This window comes from Streptomyces caelestis, assembly GCF_001279005.1.
Classification (GTDB): Bacteria; Actinomycetota; Actinomycetes; order Streptomycetales; family Streptomycetaceae; genus Streptomyces; species Streptomyces heliomycini.
The window spans coordinates 68,436-93,028 of the sequence record NZ_LGCN01000195.1 but is presented as its reverse complement, the minus strand read 5'-3'; the positions used below and the strand labels follow the sequence as shown (position 1 = coordinate 93,028).

At 72.4% G+C, this 24,593-nt stretch carries 26 protein-coding genes; 13 read left to right on the top strand and 13 right to left on the bottom strand.

All coding sequences use genetic code 11. The features are described 5' to 3' along the window. Window positions 1-120: 120 nt before the first annotated feature. From ADK41_RS17870 to ADK41_RS17840, 7 genes are all read left to right on the top strand, one after another. Entirely contained in the window at window positions 121-555 is a 435-nt protein-coding gene (locus ADK41_RS17870) for a roadblock/LC7 domain-containing protein (protein ID WP_030829934.1), read from the top strand. Window positions 556-557: 2 nt separating this feature from the next. After that, a complete protein-coding gene (locus ADK41_RS17865; RefSeq protein ID WP_030829938.1) occupies window positions 558-929 on the top strand; it encodes a DUF742 domain-containing protein in 372 nt (123 codons plus the stop codon). Next, window positions 907-1,536 carry a GTP-binding protein gene (locus ADK41_RS17860; protein ID WP_030829940.1) on the top strand — a complete coding sequence of 210 codons (630 nt, stop codon included), beginning with the start codon at window positions 907-909 and terminating at the stop codon, window positions 1,534-1,536. The genes ADK41_RS17865 and ADK41_RS17860 overlap by 23 nt, the downstream gene beginning before the upstream one ends. 58 nt (window positions 1,537-1,594) lie before the next feature. Beyond that, window positions 1,595-2,170, top strand: coding sequence for a GAF domain-containing protein (locus ADK41_RS17855; protein ID WP_030829943.1), 576 nt, complete (start codon window positions 1,595-1,597; stop codon window positions 2,168-2,170). A gap of 184 nt (window positions 2,171-2,354) precedes the next feature. Continuing rightward, the gene (gene tdh / locus ADK41_RS17850) at window positions 2,355-3,383 is read left to right on the top strand and encodes an L-threonine 3-dehydrogenase (protein WP_030829947.1); all 1,029 of its coding nucleotides are present in this window, start codon (window positions 2,355-2,357) and stop codon (window positions 3,381-3,383) included. A gap of 29 nt (window positions 3,384-3,412) precedes the next feature. Continuing rightward, on the top strand, window positions 3,413-4,612 hold the full coding sequence (locus ADK41_RS17845; protein ID WP_030829950.1) for a glycine C-acetyltransferase: 1,200 nt from the start codon (window positions 3,413-3,415) through the stop codon (window positions 4,610-4,612). Between the two features lie 36 nt (window positions 4,613-4,648). Further along, window positions 4,649-5,554 carry a LysR family transcriptional regulator gene (locus tag ADK41_RS17840; protein ID WP_030829953.1) on the top strand — a complete coding sequence of 302 codons (906 nt, stop codon included), beginning with the start codon at window positions 4,649-4,651 and terminating at the stop codon, window positions 5,552-5,554. A gap of 12 nt (window positions 5,555-5,566) precedes the next feature. Here ADK41_RS17840 and ADK41_RS17835 read toward each other — a convergent pair whose 3' ends face one another. Further along, window positions 5,567-6,736: a 4-hydroxybenzoate 3-monooxygenase gene (locus tag ADK41_RS17835; protein ID WP_030829956.1), complete on the bottom strand. Its 1,170-nt coding sequence runs from the start codon at window positions 6,734-6,736 to the stop codon at window positions 5,567-5,569. A gap of 126 nt (window positions 6,737-6,862) precedes the next feature. Next, entirely contained in the window at window positions 6,863-7,618 is a 756-nt protein-coding gene (locus ADK41_RS17830) for an IclR family transcriptional regulator (RefSeq protein ID WP_030829959.1), read from the bottom strand. 151 nt (window positions 7,619-7,769) lie between these two features. On the opposite strand from ADK41_RS17830, the gene ADK41_RS17825 reads away from it, so the two are divergent. From ADK41_RS17825 to ADK41_RS17810, 4 genes are all read left to right on the top strand, one after another. Continuing rightward, window positions 7,770-8,450, top strand: a complete 681-nt coding sequence (locus ADK41_RS17825) for a TetR/AcrR family transcriptional regulator (RefSeq protein ID WP_030829962.1) — start codon at window positions 7,770-7,772, stop codon at window positions 8,448-8,450. Window positions 8,451-8,627: 177 nt separating this feature from the next. Continuing rightward, complete coding sequence (locus ADK41_RS17820) at window positions 8,628-10,202, top strand: MDR family MFS transporter (protein ID WP_167353475.1); 1,575 nt, start codon at window positions 8,628-8,630, stop codon at window positions 10,200-10,202. 669 nt (window positions 10,203-10,871) lie between these two features. Continuing rightward, window positions 10,872-11,957 carry a right-handed parallel beta-helix repeat-containing protein gene (locus ADK41_RS17815; protein ID WP_030829968.1) on the top strand — a complete coding sequence of 362 codons (1,086 nt, stop codon included), beginning with the start codon at window positions 10,872-10,874 and terminating at the stop codon, window positions 11,955-11,957. Window positions 11,958-12,012: 55 nt separating this feature from the next. Then, window positions 12,013-13,041, top strand: coding sequence for a methyltransferase (locus ADK41_RS17810; RefSeq protein ID WP_030829971.1), 1,029 nt, complete (start codon window positions 12,013-12,015; stop codon window positions 13,039-13,041). A gap of 82 nt (window positions 13,042-13,123) precedes the next feature. On the opposite strand, the gene ADK41_RS17805 is transcribed toward ADK41_RS17810, so the two are convergent. The 7 genes from ADK41_RS17805 to ADK41_RS17775 all read right to left on the bottom strand — a co-directional run bounded on the left by ADK41_RS17805 (window position 13,124) and on the right by ADK41_RS17775 (window position 18,426). Further along, complete coding sequence (locus tag ADK41_RS17805; RefSeq protein ID WP_030829973.1) at window positions 13,124-13,459, bottom strand: TcmI family type II polyketide cyclase; 336 nt, start codon at window positions 13,457-13,459, stop codon at window positions 13,124-13,126. Between the two features lie 24 nt (window positions 13,460-13,483). Next, on the bottom strand, window positions 13,484-13,966 hold the full coding sequence (locus ADK41_RS17800; RefSeq protein WP_030829976.1) for an SRPBCC family protein: 483 nt from the start codon (window positions 13,964-13,966) through the stop codon (window positions 13,484-13,486). A 2-nt stretch (window positions 13,967-13,968) separates the two neighbouring features. Continuing rightward, a complete protein-coding gene (locus tag ADK41_RS17795) occupies window positions 13,969-14,229 on the bottom strand; it encodes an acyl carrier protein (protein WP_030829979.1) in 261 nt (86 codons plus the stop codon). Between the two features lie 27 nt (window positions 14,230-14,256). Beyond that, window positions 14,257-15,501 (bottom strand): ketosynthase chain-length factor, encoded by a 1,245-nt coding sequence (locus ADK41_RS17790; protein ID WP_030829982.1) that lies wholly within the window; start codon window positions 15,499-15,501, stop codon window positions 14,257-14,259. Then, complete coding sequence (locus ADK41_RS17785) at window positions 15,498-16,766, bottom strand: beta-ketoacyl-[acyl-carrier-protein] synthase family protein (RefSeq protein ID WP_030829985.1); 1,269 nt, start codon at window positions 16,764-16,766, stop codon at window positions 15,498-15,500. The genes ADK41_RS17790 and ADK41_RS17785 overlap by 4 nt, the downstream gene beginning before the upstream one ends. Then, window positions 16,763-17,230 (bottom strand): cupin domain-containing protein, encoded by a 468-nt coding sequence (locus ADK41_RS17780; protein ID WP_030829988.1) that lies wholly within the window; start codon window positions 17,228-17,230, stop codon window positions 16,763-16,765. Before ADK41_RS17780 ends, ADK41_RS17785 begins: the two co-directional genes overlap by 4 nt. Before the next feature lie 71 nt (window positions 17,231-17,301). Then, window positions 17,302-18,426 (bottom strand): SchA/CurD-like domain-containing protein, encoded by a 1,125-nt coding sequence (locus tag ADK41_RS17775; protein WP_030829991.1) that lies wholly within the window; start codon window positions 18,424-18,426, stop codon window positions 17,302-17,304. A gap of 233 nt (window positions 18,427-18,659) precedes the next feature. Between ADK41_RS17775 and ADK41_RS17770 the strand changes: the two genes are divergently transcribed. Continuing rightward, window positions 18,660-20,456 carry an FAD-dependent oxidoreductase gene (locus ADK41_RS17770; RefSeq protein WP_030829994.1) on the top strand — a complete coding sequence of 599 codons (1,797 nt, stop codon included), beginning with the start codon at window positions 18,660-18,662 and terminating at the stop codon, window positions 20,454-20,456. Between the two features lie 23 nt (window positions 20,457-20,479). On the opposite strand, the gene ADK41_RS17765 is transcribed toward ADK41_RS17770, so the two are convergent. Next, on the bottom strand, window positions 20,480-21,448 hold the full coding sequence (locus ADK41_RS17765; protein ID WP_030829997.1) for a hypothetical protein: 969 nt from the start codon (window positions 21,446-21,448) through the stop codon (window positions 20,480-20,482). A 161-nt stretch (window positions 21,449-21,609) separates the two neighbouring features. Beyond that, complete coding sequence (locus ADK41_RS17760) at window positions 21,610-23,055, bottom strand: glyceraldehyde-3-phosphate dehydrogenase (RefSeq protein ID WP_030829999.1); 1,446 nt, start codon at window positions 23,053-23,055, stop codon at window positions 21,610-21,612. 198 nt (window positions 23,056-23,253) lie between these two features. Between ADK41_RS17760 and ADK41_RS17755 the strand changes: the two genes are divergently transcribed. Then, window positions 23,254-23,658, top strand: coding sequence for an SseB family protein (locus tag ADK41_RS17755; protein WP_030830002.1), 405 nt, complete (start codon window positions 23,254-23,256; stop codon window positions 23,656-23,658). Window positions 23,659-23,676: 18 nt separating this feature from the next. Here ADK41_RS17755 and ADK41_RS17750 read toward each other — a convergent pair whose 3' ends face one another. Continuing rightward, on the bottom strand, window positions 23,677-24,066 hold the full coding sequence (locus ADK41_RS17750) for a MarR family winged helix-turn-helix transcriptional regulator (RefSeq protein ID WP_030830004.1): 390 nt from the start codon (window positions 24,064-24,066) through the stop codon (window positions 23,677-23,679). Between the two features lie 72 nt (window positions 24,067-24,138). Next, a complete protein-coding gene (locus ADK41_RS17745) occupies window positions 24,139-24,489 on the bottom strand; it encodes a VOC family protein (RefSeq protein WP_030830007.1) in 351 nt (116 codons plus the stop codon). Window positions 24,490-24,593 lie beyond the last annotated feature (104 nt).

Below are 24,593 nucleotides of genomic sequence, written 5' to 3'. Positions count from 1 at the left end.
GCCCCCCGCCGCACCCCCCGCCCACCACCCCGCCCGGCACGACGGGAGCACCCCCACAGGATGACCGGCACCACCCCCAGCGCTCCCGCAGACCTTCGTACCCCAAGGAGTCGATCCACCATGGCGAGCGATGCGCCGACCGTCCAGGTATCCGACCTCGACTGGCTGATGAGCGGCCTCGTGCAACGCGTACCGCACACCGACAGCGCCGTACTGCTGTCCTGCGACGGGCTGGTGAAGTCCGTGCACGGCCTCGACCCGGACGCCGCCGACCACATGGCCGCCCTGGCCTCCGGCCTGTACTCCCTCGGCCGCAGCGCCGGCGTCCGCTTCGGTGACGGCGGTGACGTCCGGCAGGTCGTCGTCGAGCTCGACTCGACCCTGTTGTTCGTCACCACCGCCGGCTCCGGCACCTGCCTCGCCGTCATGGCCGGCCGCGAGGCCGACGCGGCGGTGCTCGGCTACGAGATGGCGATGCTGGTCAAGTCCGTACGGCCGTACCTGGTGACCGCCCCCCGCCAGCAGGGCGTCGAACCGCCGGCGATGAGGCCTTGAGCGTGACGGCGGCCGGTGACGGGCCCTGGCTCGACGACGCGGCCGGACGGCTGGTGCGTCCCTTCACGATCAGCGACGGCCGCACCCGTCCCACCGTCGCCCTCGACCTCATGTCGCAGGTCAGGGTCACCGGCGCCACTCCTCTCGGCCATCTCGGCCCCGAGCACGCGCAGGCCCTCGACCTGTGCCGCGCCCCCGTCCCGGTCGCCGAGGTCGCCGCCCACCTCAGGCTGCCGGTGGCCGTCACCAAGGTACTGCTGGCGGACCTCGTCGAATGCGGGGCGCTGACCGACAAGCCCCCCGCGTTCCACCACAACCCGACGGACCGGGCCCTTCTGGAGGCAGTGCTCGATGGACTACGACGACAGCTCTGACCGCCTCGACGGCGCCGACCGCGGCGACGACCCGTTCCCCACCGCACTCAAGATCCTGGTGGCGGGCGGGTTCGGCGTGGGCAAGACGACCTTCGTCGGCGCGGTCAGCGAGATCGCGCCCCTCAGCACGGAGGAACTCCTCACCACGGCCGGCGCCGCCACCGACAACCTCGACGGCATCGAGAACAAGGTCGAGACGACCGTGGCCATGGACTTCGGCCGCATCACCCTCGACGCGCAGCACGTGCTGTACCTGTTCGGCACCCCCGGCCAGGAACGGTTCTGGTTCATGTGGGACGAGCTCTGCGAGGGCGCGCTCGGCGCGGTCGTCCTCGCCGACACCCGGCGCCTGGAGGAGTGCTTCGCGGCGGTCGACTTCTTCGAGCAACGCGGTCTCGGATTCATCGTCGCCGTCAACGAGTTCGACGGCGCCTTCCGCTACGACCCCGGGGAGGTGCGCGCCGCCCTCGACCTCCCCGCGGCGATCCCCGTCGTCCGCTGCGACGCCCGTATCTCCAGCTCCGGCGTACAGACCCTGCTCACCCTGGTCCGTCACCTCATCGCCCACGTCCCGGTCGCCGCGACCGGGTACGGCGCCCCTATGTGATCCCCGCACACCCTCGGAGCCCCTGTATGCCCTTCCCCCACCACCCGGGAGCCCGCCCATGAGCTACGACCCGCCCCGCCCGGCAGGTCGTCTGCTGCTCACCCCCGAGGACGGCCAGGCGCCGGAGCGTGCCCGCAGACTGCGCCGGCTGGGACTGGGGGAGCACCCCGAGCCCGCGCTCGACGCCTTCGCGTACGGCCTCGCCGAACTCACCGGAGCGCCGTACGCCATGGTCAACCTGCCCGGCGAGGAAGGACAGTTCTTCGCCGGCCTGCACACCCCGCCCGTCGCACCCGCCGTCCGGGGCGACGGCACCGGCGCCCTGCTGGGCCGGGTGCTGCCCCGCGACCACGGCTTCTGCCCCCATGTGGTGGCCCGCCGCAAGGCGCTGGTCCTGGAGGACGTGAGCGACTACCCGCGGTTCGCGGGCAACCCGGTGGTGGACGAGTTCGGCATCCGCTCCTACCTGGGCGCACCGCTCATCGACCGCACCGGCATGGTGCTCGGCACCGTGTCGGTCACCGACATCCGGCCACGCGCCTGGGGGCAGCCGGGGCTCGCCGCCATCAAGGCGCGGGCCGCGGATCTCGTCGAACGGCTGGAGCGCCGGGAGGACGCCGGGCTGCCGCCGTGACGTTGCGCGGCACGGGGCCGGACGGGTGACGGCGTGAAGGAAAGCTGTGGCCGCGCTTAAGAAAACCTCGATGGACCGGTGAGGGTGTTGTACGGCAGATTGCAATGCGATTCCACTCCTCCTCCCGGACCGGGGCCGCTTCGGCGTGCCCGGGGGCCGGGACTCACCCTCAGGAGCCGTAGCGTTGAAGGCGCTGGTCAAGGAGAAGGCGGAGCCCGGGCTGTGGCTCGCGGACGTCCCGGAGCCCGCCGTCGGGCCCGGCGACGTGCTGATCAAGGTGCTGCGCACCGGTATCTGCGGCACCGACCTGCACATCCGGTCCTGGGACGGCTGGGCGCGACAGACGATCCGCACCCCGCTGGTCCTCGGGCACGAGTTCGTCGGCGAGGTCGTGGAGACCGGCCGGGACGTCACCGACGTCAAGACCGGTGACCGGGTCAGCGGCGAGGGCCACCTGGTGTGCGGCAAGTGCCGCAACTGCCTGGCCGGCCGCCGCCACCTGTGCCGGGCCACCGTCGGCCTCGGCGTCGGACGCGACGGCGCCTTCGCCGAGTACGTCGTGCTCCCCGCCGGCAACGTGTGGGTGCACCGGGTCCCCGTCGACCTCGACGTCGCCGCGATCTTCGACCCGTTCGGCAACGCCGTGCACACCGCGCTCTCCTTCCCGCTCGTCGGCGAGGACGTCCTCATCACCGGTGCGGGGCCGATCGGCCTGATGGCCGCCGCCGTGGCCCGGCACGCCGGTGCGCGCAACGTCGTGATCACCGACGTCAGCGAGGAGCGCCTGGAACTCGCCCGCAAGATCGGCGCCACCCTGGCGCTGAACGTGGCCGAGTCGACCATCGCCGACGGGCAGCACACCCTCGGCCTGCGCGAGGGCTTCGACATCGGCCTGGAGATGTCCGGCCGCCCCGAGGCGGTGCGGGACATGATCGCCAACATGACGCACGGCGGCCGCATCGCGATGCTCGGCCTGCCGGCCGAGGAGTTCCCCGTCGACTGGGCCCGCGTCGTCACCTCGATGATCACCATCAAGGGCATCTACGGCCGCGAGATGTTCGAGACCTGGTACGCCATGTCGGTGCTGCTGGAAGGCGGCCTGGACCTCGCCCCGGTGATCACCGGCCGCTACTCCTACCGCGACTTCGACGCCGCCTTCGAGGACGCGGCCGGCGGCAGGGGCGGCAAGGTCATCCTCGACTGGACCGCGTAAGCCATCCGCCTCCCTAGGAGCTTCCCGACATGTTCGACTCCGTGCGCGACGACCTGCGCGCCACCCTCGACGAGATCCGCGCCGCCGGACTGCACAAGCCCGAGCGCGTCATCGGCACCCCCCAGTCCGCCACCGTGAACGTCACCGCCGGCGGCCGCCCGGGCGAGGTCCTCAACTTCTGCGCCAACAACTACCTCGGCCTCGCCGACCACCCCGAGGTGGTCGCCGCCGCCCACGAGGCCCTGGACCGCTGGGGCTACGGCATGGCGTCCGTGCGCTTCATCTGCGGCACCCAGGAGGTGCACAAGGAGCTGGAGGCGCGACTGTCGGCGTTCCTCGGCCAGGAGGACACGATCCTCTACTCCTCCTGCTTCGACGCCAACGGCGGTGTCTTCGAGACGCTGCTCGGCCCCGAGGACGCGGTGATCTCCGACGCGCTGAACCACGCGTCGATCATCGACGGCATCCGCCTCTCCAAGGCCCGCCGCCTCCGCTACGCCAACCGCGACATGGCCGACCTGGAGCGGCAGCTCAAGGAGGCCGCCGAGGGCGGCGCGCGCCGCACGCTGATCGTCACCGACGGCGTCTTCTCCATGGACGGCTACGTCGCCCCGCTGGACGAGATCTGCGACCTCGCCGACCGGCACGGCGCCATGGTCATGGTCGACGACTCGCACGCCGTCGGCTTCGTCGGCCCCGGCGGACGCGGCACCCCCGAGCTGCACGGCGTCATGGACCGCGTCGACATCGTCACCGGCACCCTGGGCAAGGCGCTCGGCGGCGCCTCCGGCGGCTACGTCGCCGCCCGCGCGGAGATCGTCGCCCTGCTGCGCCAGCGCTCCCGCCCGTACCTGTTCTCCAACACGCTCGCCCCGGTGATCGCCGCCGCCTCGCTGAAGGTCCTCGACCTGCTGGAGTCGGCCGACGACCTGCGCGTCCGGCTGGCCGAGAACACCGCCCTGTTCCGCCGCCGGATGACCGAGGAGGGCTTCGACATCCTGCCCGGCGACCACGCCATCGCCCCGGTGATGATCGGCGACGCGTCGAAGGCGGGCCGCATGGCGGAGCTGCTGCTGGAGCGCGGGGTGTACGTGATCGGCTTCTCCTACCCCGTCGTCCCGCAGGGCCAGGCCCGCATTCGCGTCCAGTTGTCCGCCGCGCACTCCACCGAGGACGTGGACCGCGCGGTGGACGCCTTCGTGGCGGCCCGGGCGGAGCTCGACGCCTGAGCGGAGCACACCGAGCGATTTGAGACAATCGCGTCCATGATCGAAGCGCGGCGGCTCCACATCCTCCGTGCGGTGGCGCACCACCGCACGGTCACGGCGGCGGCCGCCGCGCTGTACCTGACCCCCTCGGCCGTCTCCCAGCAGCTCGCCGCCCTCGAGCAGGAGACCGGCCACCGCCTCGTCGAGCGCGGCGCCAAGGGCGTACGGCTCACCCCCGCCGGCGAGATCCTGCTCGGTCACACCCACGCCGTCCTCGCCCAGCTGGAGCGGGCCGAGGCCGAGCTGGCCGCCTACGGCTCGGGGGAGGCCGGCACGGTCACGGTCGCCGCGTTCGCCACCGGGATCGCCCAGGTCGTCGCCCCCGCGATGGTCCGCCTCACCGGATCGGCGCCCGGCATCCGCATCCGGGTCCAGGACGCCGAGGGGGACGCCAGCCTGCCGATGGTCCTCGACCGGCAGGTCGACGTCGCCGTGGCGGTCGAGTACCGCGGGGCGCCGCCCGCCGACGATCCGCGGCTGGCCCACGTACCGCTGTACGCCGAGCCCTTCGACGCGGTCGTCCCCGTCACCCACCGCCTGGCCGACACCGCCGAGGTGCCGCTCGCCGAGCTGGCCAAGGACCCGTGGATCGGCCCGTATCCCGGCAACCCGTGCCACGACGTGGTCGTACTGGCCTGTGAGAGCGCCGGGTTCCAGCCCCGCATGGAGCACTCCTCGGACGACTTCCGCGCGGTGGTCGCCCTCGCCTCGGCGGACGCCGGCGTCGCCCTGGTGCCCCGCTCGGCCCTGCGCGGCACGGACCTCACGGGTGTGGTCGTCCGCCCGGTCGACGGGGTGGCCCCGACCCGCCGCGTCTTCGCCGCCGTACGCCGCGGAGCCGAGGACCACCCGCTGATCCGCCCGGTCCTCGACGCCCTCCGCGCGGCGGCCGGGGAGACGTAGGCCGCCCCGCGGTCACCCGAGCGGCCGGCCGGTGTAGCCCTCGGCGAGGTACGCGCGGCCGGCCTCCGACTCGACGACCGAGCGCAGCTCGCCGATCTGGCGCATGCGGTCGAAGTCGCCCGCCCCCGGCTGCAGGTGCAGCATGCTCGTCATCCACCAGGAGAAGTGCTGCGCCTTCCAGATGAGCTTCCGGGCGGTGTCGGGGAAGGCGTCGAACAGGGACTCGTCCCCGTCGAGCAGCAGCGCGCGCAGCGCCTCGGTGAGGACCACGACGTCGGCGACGGCGAGGTTCATGCCCTTGGCGCCGGTGGGCGGCACGGTGTGGGCCGCGTCGCCGACGAGCACCACCCGGCCCCGGCGCATCTCGTGCGCGACGAAGCTGCGGAAACGGAGCACGTCCCGCTGGAAGACGCGGCCCTCGTTGAGGGTGATGCCGGGGACGCGCGACCGCAGGATCTCCCACAGCCGTTCCTCGCCGTACGCCCCGGGATCCGTCGTCGGGTCGCACTGGAAGTACATGCGCTGCACGCCGGGGCCGCGCTGGCTGATGAGGGCGAAGCCGTCCGGCGAGTTGCTGTAGATCAGCTCCTCGGCGCTGGGCGGCGCCTCGCACAGGATGCCGAACCAGGCGAACGGGTACTCCCGGAAGTAGCCGCCGTACGTGCCCGTGACGGCCTCACGGGCCACGCTGCGGGAACCGTCCGCGCCGACGACGACGTCGGCCTCGATCTCCACGGCGCCGCCCTCGGCGTCCCTGGCCACGACGCGCGGCCGGTTCGTCTCCGCGTCCTCCACGCGCTCGGCGGTCACCCCGAAGCGCAGGTCCTGGCCGGCGGCGAGGCGCGCGGCGACCAGATCCTTCAGCACCTCGTGCTGCGGATAGAGCCACACCGCCCGGCCGACGGTCGCGGCGAAGTCGATCCGGTGGCCCTCGCCGTCGAAGCGCAGCTCCATGCCCTCGTGCTTCCGCCCGGCCGTGAGGACCCGGTCCGAGGCCCCCGTCTCGCTGAGGATCTCGACGGTGCCCTGCTCCAGGATGCCGGCCCGGATGGTGGTCTCGATCTCCTCGCGGCTTCGGGAGTCGACGACGACCGACTCGATGCCGTGGCGACCGAGCAGGTGGGACAGGAGCAGACCGGCGGGGCCTGCCCCGATGACGGCGACTCGGGTGCGTACGGGCATGTCGTCTCCTTCGACGGCCGAGGGGGTGGCAGGGAGTCTGGCGTCGGTCCGCCCCTGTTGACGACGGTCCTTCCCATTCAACGGGAATCGGATCCCCCGCCCCCGCCCCCGCGGCCCGGCCGTCGGCTACGGGCGGCGCGCGCCGAGCGCCGCCGAGATGCCCGCGGCGGCGGAACGCAGCGCCTCGGCCGCGGGACCGGTCGGCGTGGAGCGGGGGAGCACGACCGACAGCGCGGCGACCACCCGCCCGCGTCCCTCGCGCACCGGTACGGCGACGCCCGTGGAGACGGCCTCGACCGTCCCCGGAGCCACGACGACGCCGTCACGCCGGACGCCCGCCAGGACGCGGCGCAGCAGCGCCGGGTCGGTCACGGTCTTTGGCGACACCGCCTCGAGCGGCCCGGCGAGGACCCGCTCCCGCAGCTCCTCCGGGCCGTGGGCGAGCAGGACCAGCCCCGACGACGAGGCGTGCAGGGGCAGCCGTCCGGCGATCCGGGTGATGTTCGCGCCCGCGTGCGGATGGGACAGCCGCTCCACGAAGAGGGTCTCGCCGTTCTCCAGCACCGCGAGCTGGGTGTGCTCCCGGACCCGGGCCTGCACCCGCTCCATGAACGGCAGGGCCGCCTGCCGCAGGCGCAGGGCGTGGGAGCCGCGCAGCGCCAGCTCCCACAGCCGCATGCCCAGCCGCACCCGCTGCTCCTCGTCCCGTTCCAGCAGCCCGCACTCCACGAGACCGGCCACGACCCGGTGCGCCGTGGACGACGGCAGCCTCGCGCGCCGTCCGATCTCCGCCGTCGTCTGCACGGTCCGGTCGGCGTCGAACGTCTCGAGGACGCGGACGATCCGCTCGGTGACCGTCTCCCCGGACCGTGAGTTCGCCATCGTCCGTCCTTCCCCGCTCCTCCGCGGCGCGCGGGCGGCCGGCCCGCCGCCGTGTCGAGTATCGGGGCGGTCCCCCTCGCGCGGGGCGTCCGGGACGGATCTCACACCGCCGCGCGGAGGTAATTTTGCAGAGTGTGCATCTTTGCATAGCATGCACGGCATGTCGGAGAAGAGTGCCGCGCAGGGCGGGCTGCGGGAGCGGAAGAAGCGGGCGACGCGTGCCGCTCTCGCCGAGGCCGCCGTGCGGCTGGCCGCCGAACACGGTGCGGAGAAGGTCACCGTCGAGGCGATCAGCGCGGCGGCCGGGGTGTCCGTGCGGACCTTCTTCAACTACTTCGACACCCGCGACGACGCCTTCGTCGTGATCGACGCGGAGGCGGGCGCGCGGATGCGGCAGGCCGTGCTCGACGCGCCGGCCGCGCTCTCCCCGCTCCAGGCCCTGCGCGAGGCCATGGCGGCCGAACTCGCCGAGGCGGAGCAGCAGCACGAGCTGTGGCGGCTGCACGCCCGGGTGCTGCACGCCTCGCCGCACCTGCTGGTCCGCACGCTCGGCGCGCACATGGCGGACGAGACCGAACTGGCCGAGGTCGTCGCCGCGCGCATCCGCGCCGGCGGGGCGACGGCATCCGCGCCCCCGCCCGCCTTTGCGACCGACGAGGAACGGCGCGGTGCACTCGACCTCTACCCCCGGCTGCTGGCCGCGGTGGCGGGCACCGCGGTGCGGATCAGTGTGGAGCACTGGTGCGCCCGCCAGGAGGAAGCCGCCTTCCTCGACGTCTTCCAGGAGGTGTTCGCGCTCCTGGCCGCCGGCCTCCCGGCGCCTCCCGCGTAACCCCCACGCCCGGCCGCCCGGCCTTCCGCCGCGGCCGCCGCCCCCGCTGTCCGTTCCGCGCCCACGAGCGCGCCGGCGCCCGCCGGCGCCCACTCCGCGCGCGTGACCGTTCGACCATCGTCCGAAAGAGATCCCGTGAGTTCACCCCCGGCGCCCGTCGACGCGCCTCCCGCCTCCATGACCCAACGGCAGATACTCCAGGCCATGTCCGGCCTGATGGCCGGCATGTTCGTCGCCATCCTGGCGGGCACCGTCGTCTCCAACGCGCTGCCGACGATCATCGCCGACCTGGGCGCCAGCCAGTCCTCCTACACCTGGGTCGTCACCGCCGAACTGCTGGCCATGACCGCGACGGTGCCCCTGTGGGGCAAGCTGTCCGACCTGTTCAACAAGAAGCTGCTGCTCCAGCTCTCCCTGCTGATGTTCGTGATCGGTTCGCTGCTGGCGGGCTTCTCCCACGACACGACGCTGCTGATCTTCAGCCGGGTCGTGCAGGGCATCGGCGCGGGTGGTCTGACCGCGCTCGCGCAGGTCGTCATGGCCGCCGTCATCCCGCCCCGGGAACTGGGCAAGTACTCCGGCATCTTCGGCGCCGTGTTCGCCGTCGGCACCGTGGCCGGACCGCTGATCGGCGGTGTGCTGGTGGACACCGACTGGCTGGGCTGGCGCTGGTGCTTCTTCATCGGCGTGCCGTTCGCCCTGCTGGCCATCGCTCTGCTGCAGCGCACGCTGAAGCTGCCCACCGTCAGGCGCCAGGTGAGGATCGACTGGCTCGGCGCCTTCCTGATCGTCGCCGGTGTCTGCGCGCTGCTCATCTGGGTCTCGCTGGCGGGCAACCAGTTCGACTGGGCGTCGTGGCAGACCGCCGCGCTCGTGCTCGGCGGCGTGCTGCTGCTGGTCCTGGCGGTCCTCGTCGAGGCCCGCGCCGACGAGCCGGTCATCCCACTCGACATCTTCAGGAACCGCACGGTCACCCTGACCACGGTGGCCAGCCTCCTGGTCGGTGTCGCCATGTTCGGCGGGACCGTCTTCCTCTCGCAGTACTTCCAGGTGTCCCTGGGCAAGTCGCCGACCGTCGCCGGTCTGATGAGCCTGCCGATGATCCTGGGTCTGCTGGTGTCGTCCACCGTCGCGGGGCAGTTGATCAGCCGGACCGGCAAGTGGAAGGGCTACCTGGTGGCCGGCGCGGTCGTCATGACCGTCGGCCTCGCGCTGCTCTCCCTGATCGACGCGGACACGCACTTCGGACTGCTCAGCCTGTACATGGCCGTCCTCGGCGTCGGCGTCGGCATGCTGATGCAGAACCTGGTGCTCGCCGCGCAGAACGACGTCCCCGCGGCCGAGCTGGGCGCCGCGACCTCGGTGCTGTCCTTCTTCCGCAGCATGGGCGGCACGATCGGCACCAGCGTCCTCGGCGCGATCCTCGCCAACCGGGTCGCCGACGAGACGGCCAAGGGGCTGGAGAAGGCGGGCGCCGCCGGCGGGGCCGAGGGCGGCTCGGGCGGCGGACACAGCGTCCCGGACATGAGCACGCTGCCCGCCCCGATGCGGGAGATCGTGGAGCACGCCTACGGTGTCGCCACCGCCGAGCTGTTCCTCGTCGCCACGCCGTTCGCCCTGCTGGCCCTGGTCGCCGTCGTGTTCCTGAAGGAGAAGCCGCTGAAGACCACCAGCGGCATGGAACGCCTCGCCGAGGAGGCCGCCGCCGCGGGCGCCGCACCGGACCAGGACCGGACGACCCCGGTCGTCTGACCCGGAACCGGACCGGCGGGACACGCACCACGGGGACGGGCCGCCCACCGCACGGTGGGCGGCCCGTCCCCGTACGCGCTCGAACACCGTCGCTCGCCCCCGAGATGCCCGGGATCCGTCCGGGGAGGGGCCGCGGCGAAGACGCCCGCCGCTCACCGGCCGCACCCGCGCCCGCCGGGAGGCCGCCGGCCACCTGCCGATCAGCCTCCTGCCGTACGCCTCGCCCGGCCTCGTCCCCTGCCGCCTCCCGAGGCGCACCGGACACTCCGGCGCCCGGCCCGACGGCGTCGAGGGGCACGTCCGCCACGTCCTCTCCACCGACCCCGCCGTGCACGGCGACCCCCGGGCACCGCTCACGGGAACCACGGTCCGCACGGCGGGAGAGGGGACGATGGAGATCCACTTCCCCGACGGACACCACGAGCGGCCGCCGCACCCACCTGTGCGCCGACCACATGTGCGGTAGCCACACAGCCACCCCGCGGGAAGCAGAGCCCTCCGGAAGGACGGAACACAAGCCCCCGCGCCGCCCCCGGTCGCGCCGCCGGGGGAGACCGCCGTCGCCCACGAGAGGTGAGCCGACCGGGTGATCACCCGTCAGGTACGGGCCTCGGCCCACCTGGGTGATCACCGGTGGCGGGGCCCAACCCCCGCTCATAGCTTCGGTCCATGAACAAACGACACATCGCGCTTCTCGCCTGTACCGCCGCCGCCGTGGCCGCGGGGCTGGGGGCCGCCCCGTCGGCGCACCATCCGACCGTGCACCGCGTACAGCCCGGCCAGTCGATCCAGAAGGCCGTGGACGCCGCGGAGCCGGGGGACGTCGTCCTCCTCGCGCCCGGCACCTACCGGCAGAGCGTCGACATCAAGGTGCCGGACCTGACCCTGCGCGGCCACGGCGCCGGCCGTACCGTCCTGGCGCCCGCCGAGGACGCCGGCAAGAGCAAGAGCAAGAGCAAGAGCAAGGGCGCCTGCGCCGAGGCCGGCAACGGCGTCTGCGTCACCGGCACCGACAAGAGCCCGCTCCGGGGCGTCACCGTACGGTCGTTGACGGTGCGGGGCTTCGCCAGGAACGGGCTGTGGGCCACCGGTACCGACGGGCTGAGGGTCACGCACGTGGCGGCGGAGAAGAACGGCCAGTGGGGCATCGCCGAGGAACGCTCCGTCCACAGCACGCTCAGCCACAACCTCCTGCGCGAGAACGGCGACGCCGGACTGTTCGTGTCCAACACCGTCGACACCGAGGAGGGCGCCCGGGACGCGGAGCGGACCGTGATCCGGTACAACCGGACGACCGGCAACCGGATCGGCGTCACCGTGCGCCGGCTGCGGAACCTGAGCGTCGACCGCAACGAGGCCACCGGCAACTGCGCCGCCGTGTTCGTGGTGGGCGACGAGACCAAGCCGCGCGCCGGCGACCTGAGCGTGACGCGCAACTACATCCACGCCAACAACAAGCACTGCCCCAAGACGCCCCGGCTGCCCTTCCTGCAGGGCTCCGGCATCGTCCTCACCGGCGCCGAGGACACCCTGGTCGCCTACAACCGGGTCGAGGACAACAAGGGCGCCTCCCCGCTCTCCGGCGGCATCGTGCTCTTCAAGAGTTTCGTCGGCACCCCCAGTGAGCGCAACGACATCCGCGACAACCTGGTGACCGGCAACAGCCCGGCCGACCTGGCCGACCGGGACACCGCCGAGACCAACACGTTCAGCCGCAACACCTGCACGCTCTCCGAACCCGCGGGCATGTGCTGACCGGCCCGCCCATCGCACCCCCACCGACTGCACGACAGCAGAAGCGAGGCAACGGATGACCACCGTTGATCCGGCTCCCCCGCCGCCCATGCGGCTGAGGGAGCTCGTTTTCGGGGCGGCGTGCGCCGCCGCCGTACGCGCGGCCGTCCGCCTGGGCGTGGCGGACGCGCTGGACGACACCCCCATGACCGTCGACGACCTGGCGACGGCGGTGAAGACCCAGCCGCACACCCTGCGGCGGCTGCTGCGCGCCCTGACCTGCCAGGGCGTCTTCGCCGAGAACCCCGACGGCACCTTCGAGCACACCGAGATGTCCCGGCTGCTGCGCGAGGACGACCCGCACAGCCTGCGGTACATCGCCCTGTGGTGCACCGAGCCGTGGACCTGGAACGTCTGGCCGCTGCTCGACGAGGCGGTGCGCTCGGGCGGCAGCGTCTTCGAGAACGTGTACGACCAGGAATTCTTCACCTACCTCAACGAGTCCGCCCCCGAGTCCGCCCATGTGTTCAACCGGGCCATGACGACCTCCAGCGAGCAGTCCGCGCGCGACGTGGCCCGGCTGCTCGACCTGGACGACGCCTCCTCCGTCGTGGACATCGGGGGCGGCCAGGGGCACGTCCTGGCCGGTCTCCTGGAGAAGCACCCCCACCTCCACGGCACCCTGCTCGACCTGCCGGGCGTCGTCGAGAACGCCGACCCCCGGCTGCGCGAGGGCGGCGCGCTCGCCGGCCGGGTCGAGCTCGTGGCCCGGGACTGCCGCGAGGACGTCCCCGTCCGGTCCGACGTGTACATCATCAAGAACGTCCTGGAGTGGGACGACGACAGCACCCGCCGGGTGCTCGCCAACGTCCGCGCGGCGGCACGTCCCGGGGCCCGGGTCGTCGTCATCGAGAACCTCGTCGACGACACCCCGTCGATGCGGTTCACCACCGCCATGGACCTGCTGCTGCTCCTCAACGTCGGCGGGGCCAAGCACACCCGGCGGAGCATGGTCGACCGGCTGACCGGCGCGGGCCTCGTCATCGGCGGCGTCAGCCCGGTCAACGCCTATCTCCACGCCTTCGAGTGCACCGTCCCCGGCTGACCGGAGGCGCCCGCACACCCCGAGGCCGCCGGCTCCGCGACTGACGCGGGACCGGCGGCCTCGGGGTGTCGGCGCCGCCCGCTCAGGAGCCGGCGCTCCGCTCCCAGCGGTAGAAGCACTGCGCCATGGCGTCCTTGGGGCCGCGCCACGTGGCCGGGTCGTACGGGCTGACGTACGCCTCCAGCCGCTCGCTGACGCCGCGGAACTCGGGGTGTCCGGCGACCTTCGCGATCGCCGGGGCCGGGTCCTGCTCGGACTCGATCAGGTGCAGGTACACGTCGTCGCCGAACTGGAAGAGGCTGCGCCGGCTGACACCGACCAGACGGGGGAGTTCACCCCGGTCGGAGTCGGCGAACACGTCGGCGATGTCCGGCGCCGAACCGGGCTTCATCCGGGCGACGATGAGGGCGTGGTGCATCGGGTGTCCTTCCTGGGCCGGTGTTCAGCGCGAGGACGCGACGGACGCGCTCTCGCTGTCGCGGGCGACCTGCTCGATCCGGTCCCGGATCAGGGCCAGCTGGGTACGGGAGTTGCGGTTGATGTTGTCCGTCATCCAGTCGTCGTCGACCGGGGCGTCGGGCTTCATCGCGAAGTCCTGCGTCCAGTGCATCTGCACCCCGCCCGGCACTTCCGCGTACTCCCACACGATGTCCATGTGGGCGAACGGGCCCGTCTCGACACGGCGGGCGCGGACGGTCCGCTTCTCGCGGTCCGGAGTGCGCTCCGACACCCAGCTCCACACCTTGCCGTTCTCGTCCGGGTGCATGGTCAGCCGGAACCTCGTCGTGGCGCCCTCACGGGAGAGGATCTCCACGGACGCGTACTCGCTGAACAGCCGCGGCCAGTTCTCCAGGTCGTTGGTCATCTCCCACACGAGGTCGAAGGGGGCGTCGATGGTGATGCTGTTCTCGGTGTGTCCGGCCACTTTCAGGCTCCAGCCGTGAGGGTGCTGTTGACGAGGTTCAGGAACTCCCGGGGCGTCCGGCAGCGCTCCGAGTCGGGGGGAAGCGACGTGCCGTACCGGTTCTCCAGCTCGCCGACGATGCCGAGCAGGCCGAGCGAGTCGAGACCGAAGACGTCGAAGGGGGACTCCGCCGACTGCTTCAGTTCCTGGGGGTCGACGGTGATGCCGGCCGCCTGCTTCATCAGCGAGGCCAGCTCGTCGAAGGTCACTTCGGAGGTGATCATGGGTGCCTGCTCCTTCCCCGCCCGGTCCTAACGGGCGGAATCGTCACCGCGGCGCACGACCAGCGCCGCGTTGGAGCCCATCAGTCCCCTGCTGAGGACCAGGGCGGTGCGCAGCTCGGCGGGGCGGGCGCGCGACATCACCAGGTCGAGGTCGTGGCAGATGTCGAACACGTTGGGTGTCGGGGGCACCTGACCGTGTTCCATGGCGAGCACCGCGGCCACCGTGTCCAGCACGGGCGCCGCGCAGTGGGCGCGGCCGATGCCCGTCTTGGGCGCCGTGACCGGGACGCGGGTGCCGTGCGCTCCCAGGGCGTCGGCGATCGCCAGCGCCTCGGCGCGGTCCGCCTCGGGGACGCCCAGGGCGTCGGCGAACACGACGTCGATCTCCTCCGGCGCGCAGCCCGCCTCGTCGAGGGCGCCGCGGATCGCGCGGGCCAGGCCCTCCCGGGACTCCGCCCAGCGCGAGGCCCCGGTGAACGTGGCGGCGTGGCCGGCCACGAAGGCCCGCACGGGCGCCCCGCGCTCGCGGGCCCGGTCCTCGTCCTCGACGACGAGCAGCGCGCCGCCCTCCGCGGGCACGAAGCCGCACGCCTTCTCGGTGAACGGACGGTAGGCGCGGGCGGGGTCGTCGAGGGTGCTGAGCTCGGGGTAGCCGAGCTGGCACACCATCGAGTACGGGGCCAGCGGCGCCTCCGTGGCGCCCACGACCATGACGTCGGTGCCGCGCCCCACGGCCCGGCTCGCGTGCGCGAGGGAGTCCAGACCGCCCGCCTCGTCGCTCGCCACCACCCCGCACGGCCCCTTGAGGCCGCCGCGGATGGAGATCTGGCCGGTGCTCGCGGCGTAGAACCAGGCGATGGACTGGTAGGGGCCGACGAACTTGGAGCCCTTCCCCCACAGTTTCTGCAGCTCGCGCTGGCCGAACTCGCCGCCGCCCGACCCGGCGGCGGTGACCACGCCGACGGAGAACGGATCGGCGGGTTCGCCGCCGAGTCCGGCGTCGTCGAGGGCGAGGGCGGCGGCGGCCATCGCGAAGTGGCTGAACCGGTCGGTCTGCACCAGGAACCGGTCCTCGATGAGGGCCGCCGGGTCGAAGGCCCGGACCTCGCCCGCCACGCGGAGCGGCAGATGGTCACAGCCCTCGCGGCTGATCAGGTCCAGCACGCTGAGGCCTTCGCGGACGGACTTCCAGTAGGCGTCGGTCCGCAGTCCGTTGGGCGCGACCACACCGATGCCGGTGACGGCCGCGCGCCCGGGGCGCCGATTGCTCATCGTGTCCTCCCACCCGGCCCGGACAGCAGCACCGCGGACTGGAAGCCGCCGAATCCGCTGCCGACGGAGAGCACGTGGTTCAGCTTCCGCGGGCGGGCGGTGCGCGGTACGTAGTCCAGGTCGCACTCGGGGTCGGGGGTCTCGTAGTTCGCCGTGGGCGGCACCACCTGGTGCTTCAGCGCCAGGACACAGGCGACCACCTCGATCGCGCCGATCGCGCCGAGCGAGTGCCCCACCATCGACTTGATGGAGCTCATGGGCGTCTCGTGGGCGTGCGCGCCCAGGGACCGCTTCACGGCGGCCGTCTCGTGCCGGTCGTTCTGCCGGGTGCCGGAGCCGTGCGCGTTGACGTAGTCGATCAGCGTGGGGTCGATGCGGGCCTGGTCGAGCGTGGTGTCGATCGCCCGGGCCATCTCCAGCCCCTCACTGGTCAGACCGGTCATGTGGTAGGCGTTGCCGTAGGTGGCGTAACCGCTGATCTCGCAGAGGATCTCCGCGCCGCGGGCCCGCGCGTGCTCGTACTCCTCGAGCACGAGCACGGCCGCGCCCTCGCCCATCACGAAGCCGTCGCGGCGGGCGTCGAAGGGCCGGGAGGCGTGCTCGGGGTCGTCGTTGTTGGGCGACGTCGCCTTGATGGCGTCGAAGCAGGCCATCGTGATCGGTGAGATCGGCGAGTCCGACGCCCCCGCGATGCAGACGTCGGCCCGGCCCTCGGCGATGGTGTGGAAGGCGTAGCCGACCGCGTCGAGCCCGGAGGTGCAGCCGGTGGAGACGGTCTGCACCGGGCCCCGGGCGTCGAACCGCTCGGCGACGACCGAGGCGAGCGTGCTCGGCGAGAAGGCCAGGTGCAGCTTCGGCTCCGCCCGCCGATGGTCCACGTCCCAGCGCCGGCCGCCCTCGCTGACCAGCACGTAGTCGTGCTCCAGCCGGGTGGTGCCGCCGACCGCGCTGCCCAGCGAGACCGCGGTGCGCCAGGGGTCCGTGGCCCCGGTGTCGAGTCCGGAGTGGCGCACGGCCTCGGCGGCGGCGACCGCGGCGAACTGGATGTAGCGGTCCGCGTGCTGGCACAGGTCCGCGTCCAGGCCGTGCTCGAACGGGTCGAAGTCGCACTCGGCGGCTATGCGCGAGCGCAGACCCGCCGGATCGAACAGGGAGATGCCGCGGGTCGCGGTGCGGCCGGCCGCCAGAAGATCCCAGAACGCCGTCGCTCCGATACCGCCGGGAGCGACCACACCTATGCCGGTGACGGCCACCCGGCGGGTCATTTCATGGCCTCGCTCGGCTCGGCGGGCCGGCCGAGTTCGGGACCGCCGACCTTCAGCTGCGGCCCGGAGACGGCGCTCTCGTTCTCCTCGGTGTCGACGTGACCGAGGCTCGGATGCGGGGCGAGCGGGCCCAGGTGGAACACCATGCGGGCCTCCTGGTCGCCGACGTTGCGGAAGCGGTGCCGCATGTCGATCGGGATCATCAGCCCCTGCTCGGCGCGGAGCGCGAACGGCTCGCCGTCCAGGTCCACTTCGAGCGCGCCGCTGACCACGTACACGAACTCCTCGGAGTACGGGTGGTAGTGCTCGCCGATGCGCTCGCCGGGCTTGATGATCGCCAGGCCCATGAAGCCGCTGGTGGAACCCACGCTGGTCGGCGTGAGCAGGGTCCTGAGATCACCTCCGCGCCGTCGGTTGGGTTCTGTCTCGCTCAGGTCCACGATGCGTGGATGCCGTTTGGACATGGGGGTGTTACCTCCTGGTGTGCCGGTGACGTCCGGGCGGGCACCGCCGCGGACGTCACCGCGGTCGGCCTTCAGGAATGCGCAGAGGTGCGGTCGGTGACGGGCACCATGTCGGCGTGCGCCAGGAGCCGGTGCAGGGTGCGCTCCGAGTCCAGGGAGCCCTCGACGCCGATCGCGGCGCCGTCCAGGAGACGCTCCAGCTCGGCCGCCCCGCCCGGGCCCTTGACGCCGAGGGCGGAGAGCGGGTCGAGGTCGAGTTCGCCCGTGACGTCGATCATGCGGGTCACGACGTCGTCGCGCTGGAAGACGGTGCTCGCGTACACCGGGCTGTCCGGGTCGCTCGCCGCGGCCTCGTCCTGCCGGGCGAGGAACCGGGCCAGCTCCAGGCCGCGGCCCGCCACGGCCGGGTAGTACAGCATGTGCCGCCGCAGGTGGTCGGGTTGCGGGCGGTCGGCCGCCACGTGCTGCATGGCGGGGAGGGCCGCCCGGGTGAAGAACACCCGGGCGGAGTCGGAGACACTCAGGTCCCGGTCCTGCTCCAGGTAGGGGTTGATGGCCTCCTCCACGGCCTGTACCTGGGGCTGACTGGCCACGTGGCACAGGGTGGCCAGCAGGTCGCCCTCCACCTCCACGGCCCGTACGACGCGGTTGCCGTGCATGAAGAGCGAGGTGCGGTGCAGGCGTGTGGTGCCGTTGATCCGCGCCTCGGGCGCCTCGTAGTTGGCCAGGATGTCGACGACCTTGGACTCGGAGCCGGGTTTCACGGTGAAGGTGATGGCGTGGCGGGTCACCCCGGTGCCCACGCGGGCCGCCTTCTGCAGGCTCGCCCGCGCGGCCTCGGTGGTGAGCGGCTGGTCCGGATGGGTCTCGCGCAGGATGCTGTAGCGCATCGACCGGGTGTCCCGGACGCAGCTGTGCATCGGCCGGACGATCTGGATGTGCTCCTCGCTGTTCACCCACGCGAGGAACGGCAGGGCGCTCTCCCATTCGCTGGTGATGAGCCACTGCGAGGGGTTCTCGATCGACTGGCACAGTTGGTCACTGATGTGGCCGGGAACGGAAGCGACCTTGTTGCGCATGTGTTCGTACGCGTCGAGGAACTGCTCCTGGGCCCCCTCGTACAGGTCGAGCAGCAGGATCACCCGCAGCCTCGAGCCGTCGAACGCCGACTGCGACACGCGTGCCGACATGGTCATCCGGCGCACCTCTCCTCTTCGTCGGAAGGTCGGGAACGACCGCCGTGTCCGAAGGGCCGGGGTCGCCATGAGTCGATCGTTGCCGCGACTTTCCGGTGTGCGCGAGCGCCACGGGGCAGGCGGGTGAACCGCGTGTCATCCGGGTGCCGCCGGGACGAGGAGCGGCCCGCACCGGGCATGAAAGGTGCGTCCTGTTTCCACAGCCCGTCGAGGGCGACGCTGGAGGCGTTTCAATGAATCGATCGGATACGGCCGGCCGGGCGGATCACCGCACGCCGGTCCTCATCGTCGGCGGCTCTCTGGTGGGCCTGTCCATGTCGCTGTTCCTGGGGCGCCTCGGCGTGCCGCACACGCTCGTCGAACGCCACGCGGGCACCTCGATCCACCCGCGCGGACGGGGGAACAACGTGCGCACCATGGAGCTGTTCCGGACGGCCGGGCTCGAGCAGCGCATCGGCCGGGCCGCGTCGGTCCTGGCGGACAACCACGGCATCTGGCAGACCCCGAGCCTGGTGGGCGACGAGGGCGAGTGGCTGCTCCAGGAGATCGACCCCGGCGGCGGGATCGCCCGCTTCAGCCCCAGCGGGTGGTGCCTGTGCAGCCAGAACGACCTGGAGCCGGTGCTCCTCGAGGGGGCCCGCGAACTCGGCGGGGACCTGCGCTTCGGGACGGAGATGATGTCCTTCGACCAGGACGCCGAGGGTGTGACGGTGCTGGTCAAGAGCCGGGAGACCGGTGAGCACACCAGGATCCGGGCGGACTACCTCGTCGCCGCCGACGGCCCCCGCAGTCCCGTCCGCGAGTCGCTGGGCATCGGGCAGAACGGCCCGGGCGACCTGTTCCACAACGTGAGTCTCACGTTCACCTCCCGTGACCTCGCAGGCGTCGTCGGGGACCGGCGGTTCATCGTCTGCTACCTGACCAACCCGGACGCCGACGGAGCCCTGCTGCCGGTCGACAACCGGGAGCACTGGGTGTTCCACGCCCCCTGGCACCCCGAACACGGCGAAACCCTCGAGGAGTTCACCGACGAGCGGTGCGTCGCCCACATCCGCAAGGCCGTCGGCGTGCCGGATCTCGACGTGGAGATCACCGGCCGGGCCGCCTGGCACGCCGCCGAGCGGGTCGCCGAACGGTACGCGGACGGCCGGGTGTTCCTGGCCGGCGACTCCGCCCACGAGATGTCGCCCACCGGGGCGTTCGGCTCCAACACCGGCATCCAGGACGCCCACAACCTCGCCTGGAAGCTGGCCGCCGTGCTCGGCGGCTGGGCCGCGCCCGGCCTGCTGGAGACCTACGACGCCGAACGCCGGCCCGTCGCGGAGGCGACAAGCGCCCGTGCCTCCTCCCGTTCGAGCGAGCACAGCCACCCCGGATACACGCCCGCCCCGGGCGCCCCGGCCCTCGGCGCCCCCGCCCCCGGCGGTCCCGGAGTCGGCGGTCCCGGCGGTCCCGGCGGCCCTGGATCCGGCGGTCCCGGAGCCGGCGGTCCCGGAGCCGGTGGTCCCGGCGGTCCCGGCGGTCCCGGCGGTCCCGGCGGTCCCGGCATGAAGGGGGGCGGCATCCTCAACGTGGCGCTCTGCTACCGCTACCCGCGCGGCGCGGTCCTGGGCTCCGACCCGGCGGCGCCGGTCATCCCCGACGGGGTGATGCTGACCGGCGAGCCCGGCAGCCGCGCCCCGCACGTGTGGCTGGACCGCTCCGGCACCCGGATCTCCACGCTCGACCTGTACGAGCGGTCGTGCGTGCTGCTGAGCGCCGCGGACGGCGCCTGCGACTGGCACACCGCGGCGGCGAAGGTCGCGAAGGACCTGTCCGTGCCGCTCGACGCGTACCGGGTGGGCGACGGCCCCGACGCGGACCTGACCCCCGAGGACGGCGCCGACTGGGCCCGGGCGCACGGGATCACCGCGGACGGTGCGGTACTGGTCCGTCCCGACGGCTTCGTCGCCTGGCGCTCCGAAGGGCCCGCACCGGACCCGGCGGCGGTGCTGCGGGAGGCCGTCGCCACCGTCCTGGCACGGGACTGACGGGGGAGCGGCGGCCGGCGGCGTCACGCTCCGCCGACGCCGCCCTGCCGGCCCCGCTCCGCCTTGGCCTGGTGCTGCTCGAACCGCTGGACGGCGGGTCCGTCGGTGTTCCACGGCCAGGGCGTGACCATGCCCTGCAGCGTCTGGAAGACGTGATGCGCGTCGACGGCGCGTCCGGCCGCGCACAGCGCGTACGCCAGTACGTTCAGATCGGCCTGCGCCGCCGCGTGCTGGAGGAAGCCCGGCTTCGCCCACAGCGCGGCGGCCTGCTCCAGCGCGGCGGCGATCTGTCCGCCCTCCCACAGCTGGCCGGCCGTCATGGCCCGCACCCCGCCCTGCGCCAGCAGTCCCTGGTACTGCCGCACGGCCGCGGTCAGCTCGACCGCCGCGCACGGTGCGTTGGCCGGGATGCGGGTGCGCACCACGTCGACGAAGTCGAGGACGGCCGCGCTGGAACCCCCCTCCTCCGGCGACAGGTACGCGAGCATCTGCAAATACGCCTCACGGTGCCAGCGGTCGCGTCCGGTGGCCTCCCGCCAGATGGCGTTGACGTCGTTCTGGCCGTAACGCTCGATCCGCGACACACCGAGCAGGACCACCCACGGCAGCGGATCCTCCGGCCTCCACTCGGCGGCCTGGTAGCACCGGGAGACCAGCTGCCCGGCGTCCTCCAGACGCCGGTCCCGCAGTCCGCGCGCCAGCGCGGACCAGGAGTGGAAGACCAGGGCGTCCGCGCTCCGAGGCTCCTTGTCCAGCCACGCCGCCGCGATTCCCGCGTCGGCCGTCGCCTCGGCCAGGACGGACACCCGGTGAGCGCGGCGGTCCCAGTCGTCCCCGGTCTCCGCCAGCAAGGAGGACACGAGGGTGACGTCCGCGGCCCTGCCGCCCCCGTTCCGCTTGCTCAGCCGTCCCAGGACGCGCGCCAGTTCGGCGTCGTCCAGGGCGGGCACGATACGGGGGCGTCTGCTGGTACGACTGCTGAAGAGGGCCATGCCGGAAGACTAGGAACTCCACGGGCCCCGGCAACCCGGACGGGATGATCGTTACCGATCTGCCCCTTACCGCCGGTACGCCGGGCAGACCTGGGCGGGGCCGGGCATCCCGCCCGCCCCCGCCCTGTCGTCGCGTACGTTCCGCTTGCCGGCTCCCCGGGTCAGACCGCCGGGGCCGGGTACGTCGGGTACTCCACCCCGGAAACGTACTGGACGACCCGGACGACCTGGCAGGAGTATCCGAACTCGTTGTCGTACCAGAGGTAGAGGATGGCGTTGTCGCCCTCGACCTTCAGCGCGCCGGCGTCGACGATCGAGGCGTGGCGCGAGCCGATGAAGTCGCTGGAGACCGCGTCGGGGGCGCTGATGAAGTCGATCTGGCGCTTGAGAGGTGAGGTCAGCGACACGTTGCGCAGGTGGTCCAGGACCTCCTGACGGTCGGTCGCGCGGCCCAGCTGGAGGTTGAGGATCGCGATCGAGACGTCCGGCACGGGGACCCGGATCGAGCTGCCGGTGATGGTCGCGTCGAGGTCGGGCAGCGCCTTGGCGACGGCCGAGGCGGCGCCCGTCTCGGTGATCACCATGTTCAGCGGCGCCGAACGGCCACGGCGCTCCGACTTGTGGTAATTGTCCAGCAGGTTCTGGTCGTTGGTGAACGAGTGCACCGTCTCCACGTGTCCGCGCAGCACGCCGTACTCGTCCGCCATCGCCTTCAGCGGCGGCACGATCGCGTTGGTGGTGCAGGACGCGCAGGACAGGATCCGCTCGTCCGGCTTGAGGGTGTCGTGGTTGACGCCGTGCACGATGTTGGGCACGTCGCCCTTGCCGGGCGCGGTCAGCACCACCTTGTCGATGCCGGGACGCAGGTGCAGCGAAAGCCCTTCGCGGTCGCGCCACTTGCCGGTGTTGTCGATGAGGATGGCGTTCTTGACGCCGTACGCCGTGTAGTCGATCTCCGTCGGGTCGCCCGCGTAGATCACCTTGATGGTGTTGCCGTTGGCGACGATCGTGCTGTTCGCCTCGTCGACGGTGATGGTGCCCTGGAACTGACCGTGCACGGAGTCGCGGCGCAGCAGCGAGGCCCGCTTGACGATGTCCTGCTCACCGCCCCGGCGGACCACGATCGCGCGCAGGCGCAGCCCGTTGCCGGACCCCGACTTCTCGATGAGCAGCCGGGCCAGGAGGCGGCCGATGCGGCCGAAGCCGTAGAGGACGACGTCGCGCGGTTCGCGGCGGTCGATCTTGTCGGCGCCGGTCGCGCCGGCGACGGCCTCGGCGGTGAACTCGGCCACCGACTGCCCCCGGTCGTCGGCGCGGTAGGCCTCGGCGAGCAGGCCGATGTCGATCTGGGACGGGCCGAGGTCGAGCGTGGTGAGCGCCTGCAGGAAGGGCAGCGTCTCGGTGACCGAGAGCTCCTCGCCGGCGATCTGCCGGGCGAAGCGGTGGGTCTTGAGGATGCTGACCACTGACTTGTTCACCAAGGAGCGGCTGTGCAGTAGAACGGTCACGTCCCGCTCGCGGTGCAGCTTCCCGATGATCGGGATCATCGACTCCGCGATCTCCTCGCGGTGCTTCCAGCGGGTGAACGAGTCTTCGTTGACAGTCACAGGATCATCTTTCGAGCTAGAGGGTGCTCATATGATAGCCATGGGGGCTGTCGGGTCCGGAGGGGGTGCCGGAAGGCTCATGGACGCACCGGCACCCGAAGGGTTGCGCGACATGCGAACGGGTACGCGTGCAGCACTGTGCCCGGGCCGGATCTTGTCCCGGGCGGGCCGTACGACCGCCGCTACCAGGGATCTGTCATGGAAACACCCGCGCACGAGAACAACGCCCCCACGCCCGCGCAGCGGGCCCTGGACACACTGTCGGAGAACACCGAGGACGCGAGGGCGCTGGACGCCCTCGCGAACAGCGACGTGCTGATCCCGGTGCCGGACGACGCCGGCGACGGGGAGGCCGCCGACCCCGGCGCGGTCGCCCTCCCGGTGCTGGAGCAGCCGGGCGGCACCCAGGTGGTGCCCGTGTTCACGTCCGAACTGGAGATGGCCGGGCTGCTGCCGTTCGTCTCCCGCTACCGGCTCGTCCCGCTCGGCGCGCTCGCCGCCCAGTGGCCGGCCGAGGACCTGTCGCTCACCATCGACGGCAGCTCCGAGCACCGTCTGACGCTCACCTCGGAGGGGGTGCGCACGCTGCTGGCCCGGCCCTGAGCCGGCCGGGCCCGCGCGCTACCCGCCCAGTGTGCGGGCCAGGGCGGCGCGCTGCACCGGCAGCGCCTCGGCGTGCCGCTCGCGCCCCTTCGGCGTGAGGCGCACGTACACGCCGCGCCGGTCCTCCAGGCACATGCCGCGCTCCACCAGGCCGTCCTTCTCCAGGCGGGCGATGAGGCGGGACAGCGCGCTCTGACTGAGGTGGACCCGGCCCGCCAGGTTCTGCACCCGGCACTGCTCGCCGTCCGGGGGCGTGGTGGTCACGAGCAGATCGAGCACCTCGAAGTCGGAGGCGCCCAGACCGTACGGGTGCAGCGCGCGGTCGATCTCGCCGAGGGTGCGCGCGTGCACCGCGAGGATGTCACGCCACCGCTCCTCGAGCCGCGCTTCGGGCGTGTTCGCTCCCATGTGCGAACGGTAACACTCGTTCGATATTCAATGAACGCGCAAGGGTGTCCCCCTCCGCCCTCCCGCGGCAGGTCAGGCGGGCGCGTCCTGGAACAGGCCGACGGGGTTGCCGTCCTGGTCCCGCACGGAGGCGGTCAGCGCGCCGCCGCCGACGTCCCGCACGTCCTGGACGGGCTTCGCACCGGCCTCCAGCAGGGCGGCGAGGGTCTCCCGGATGTCGGCCACCCTCCAGTGGGGAACCGGCCCGGTCATGCCCTTGGCGTGGCCCTCGGGGTCCAGGCCGATCTCGTGCGTCCCGGTCCGGAAACCGACGTAGTACGGCGTGTCCGCGTACGGCTCCACCCCGAGCAGGGCGTGGAACAGCGCCTTCGCCCGGTCGAGGTCGTGGACGGGGTAGACGATCGTCTTCAGGCCGTCGATCATGACGTACTCCTCGTCGAAGCGGGACCGGCGCCCGAACGCGCCGGTCCCCTCACGCTAGGCCCAGGGAGCGGCGCACGGCTTCTCCGATCCTGACCGTCACGCGT

What these genes read in the sequence shown, in the direction of transcription:
- ADK41_RS17870 (WP_030829934.1), top strand. Translation starts at nt 121, where the DNA reads ATGGCGAGCGATGCGCCGACCGTCCAGGTATCCGACCTCGACTGGCTG.
- ADK41_RS17860 (WP_030829940.1), top strand. Translation starts at nt 907, where the DNA reads ATGGACTACGACGACAGCTCTGACCGCCTCGACGGCGCCGACCGCGGC.
- ADK41_RS17855 (WP_030829943.1), top strand. Translation starts at nt 1,595, where the DNA reads ATGAGCTACGACCCGCCCCGCCCGGCAGGTCGTCTGCTGCTCACCCCC.
- ADK41_RS17845 (WP_030829950.1), top strand. Translation starts at nt 3,413, where the DNA reads ATGTTCGACTCCGTGCGCGACGACCTGCGCGCCACCCTCGACGAGATC.
- ADK41_RS17840 (WP_030829953.1), top strand. Translation starts at nt 4,649, where the DNA reads ATGATCGAAGCGCGGCGGCTCCACATCCTCCGTGCGGTGGCGCACCAC.
- ADK41_RS17835 (WP_030829956.1), bottom strand. Translation starts at nt 6,736, where the DNA reads ATGCCCGTACGCACCCGAGTCGCCGTCATCGGGGCAGGCCCCGCCGGT.
- ADK41_RS17830 (WP_030829959.1), bottom strand. Translation starts at nt 7,618, where the DNA reads ATGGCGAACTCACGGTCCGGGGAGACGGTCACCGAGCGGATCGTCCGC.
- ADK41_RS17825 (WP_030829962.1), top strand. Translation starts at nt 7,770, where the DNA reads ATGCACGGCATGTCGGAGAAGAGTGCCGCGCAGGGCGGGCTGCGGGAG.
- ADK41_RS17820 (WP_167353475.1), top strand. Translation starts at nt 8,628, where the DNA reads ATGACCCAACGGCAGATACTCCAGGCCATGTCCGGCCTGATGGCCGGC.
- ADK41_RS17815 (WP_030829968.1), top strand. Translation starts at nt 10,872, where the DNA reads ATGAACAAACGACACATCGCGCTTCTCGCCTGTACCGCCGCCGCCGTG.
- ADK41_RS17810 (WP_030829971.1), top strand. Translation starts at nt 12,013, where the DNA reads ATGACCACCGTTGATCCGGCTCCCCCGCCGCCCATGCGGCTGAGGGAG.
- ADK41_RS17805 (WP_030829973.1), bottom strand. Translation starts at nt 13,459, where the DNA reads ATGCACCACGCCCTCATCGTCGCCCGGATGAAGCCCGGTTCGGCGCCG.
- ADK41_RS17795 (WP_030829979.1), bottom strand. Translation starts at nt 14,229, where the DNA reads ATGATCACCTCCGAAGTGACCTTCGACGAGCTGGCCTCGCTGATGAAG.
- ADK41_RS17790 (WP_030829982.1), bottom strand. Translation starts at nt 15,501, where the DNA reads ATGAGCAATCGGCGCCCCGGGCGCGCGGCCGTCACCGGCATCGGTGTG.
- ADK41_RS17785 (WP_030829985.1), bottom strand. Translation starts at nt 16,766, where the DNA reads ATGACCCGCCGGGTGGCCGTCACCGGCATAGGTGTGGTCGCTCCCGGC.
- ADK41_RS17780 (WP_030829988.1), bottom strand. Translation starts at nt 17,230, where the DNA reads ATGTCCAAACGGCATCCACGCATCGTGGACCTGAGCGAGACAGAACCC.
- ADK41_RS17775 (WP_030829991.1), bottom strand. Translation starts at nt 18,426, where the DNA reads ATGACCATGTCGGCACGCGTGTCGCAGTCGGCGTTCGACGGCTCGAGG.
- ADK41_RS17770 (WP_030829994.1), top strand. Translation starts at nt 18,660, where the DNA reads ATGAATCGATCGGATACGGCCGGCCGGGCGGATCACCGCACGCCGGTC.
- ADK41_RS17765 (WP_030829997.1), bottom strand. Translation starts at nt 21,448, where the DNA reads ATGGCCCTCTTCAGCAGTCGTACCAGCAGACGCCCCCGTATCGTGCCC.
- ADK41_RS17755 (WP_030830002.1), top strand. Translation starts at nt 23,254, where the DNA reads ATGGAAACACCCGCGCACGAGAACAACGCCCCCACGCCCGCGCAGCGG.
- ADK41_RS17750 (WP_030830004.1), bottom strand. Translation starts at nt 24,066, where the DNA reads ATGGGAGCGAACACGCCCGAAGCGCGGCTCGAGGAGCGGTGGCGTGAC.
- ADK41_RS17745 (WP_030830007.1), bottom strand. Translation starts at nt 24,489, where the DNA reads ATGATCGACGGCCTGAAGACGATCGTCTACCCCGTCCACGACCTCGAC.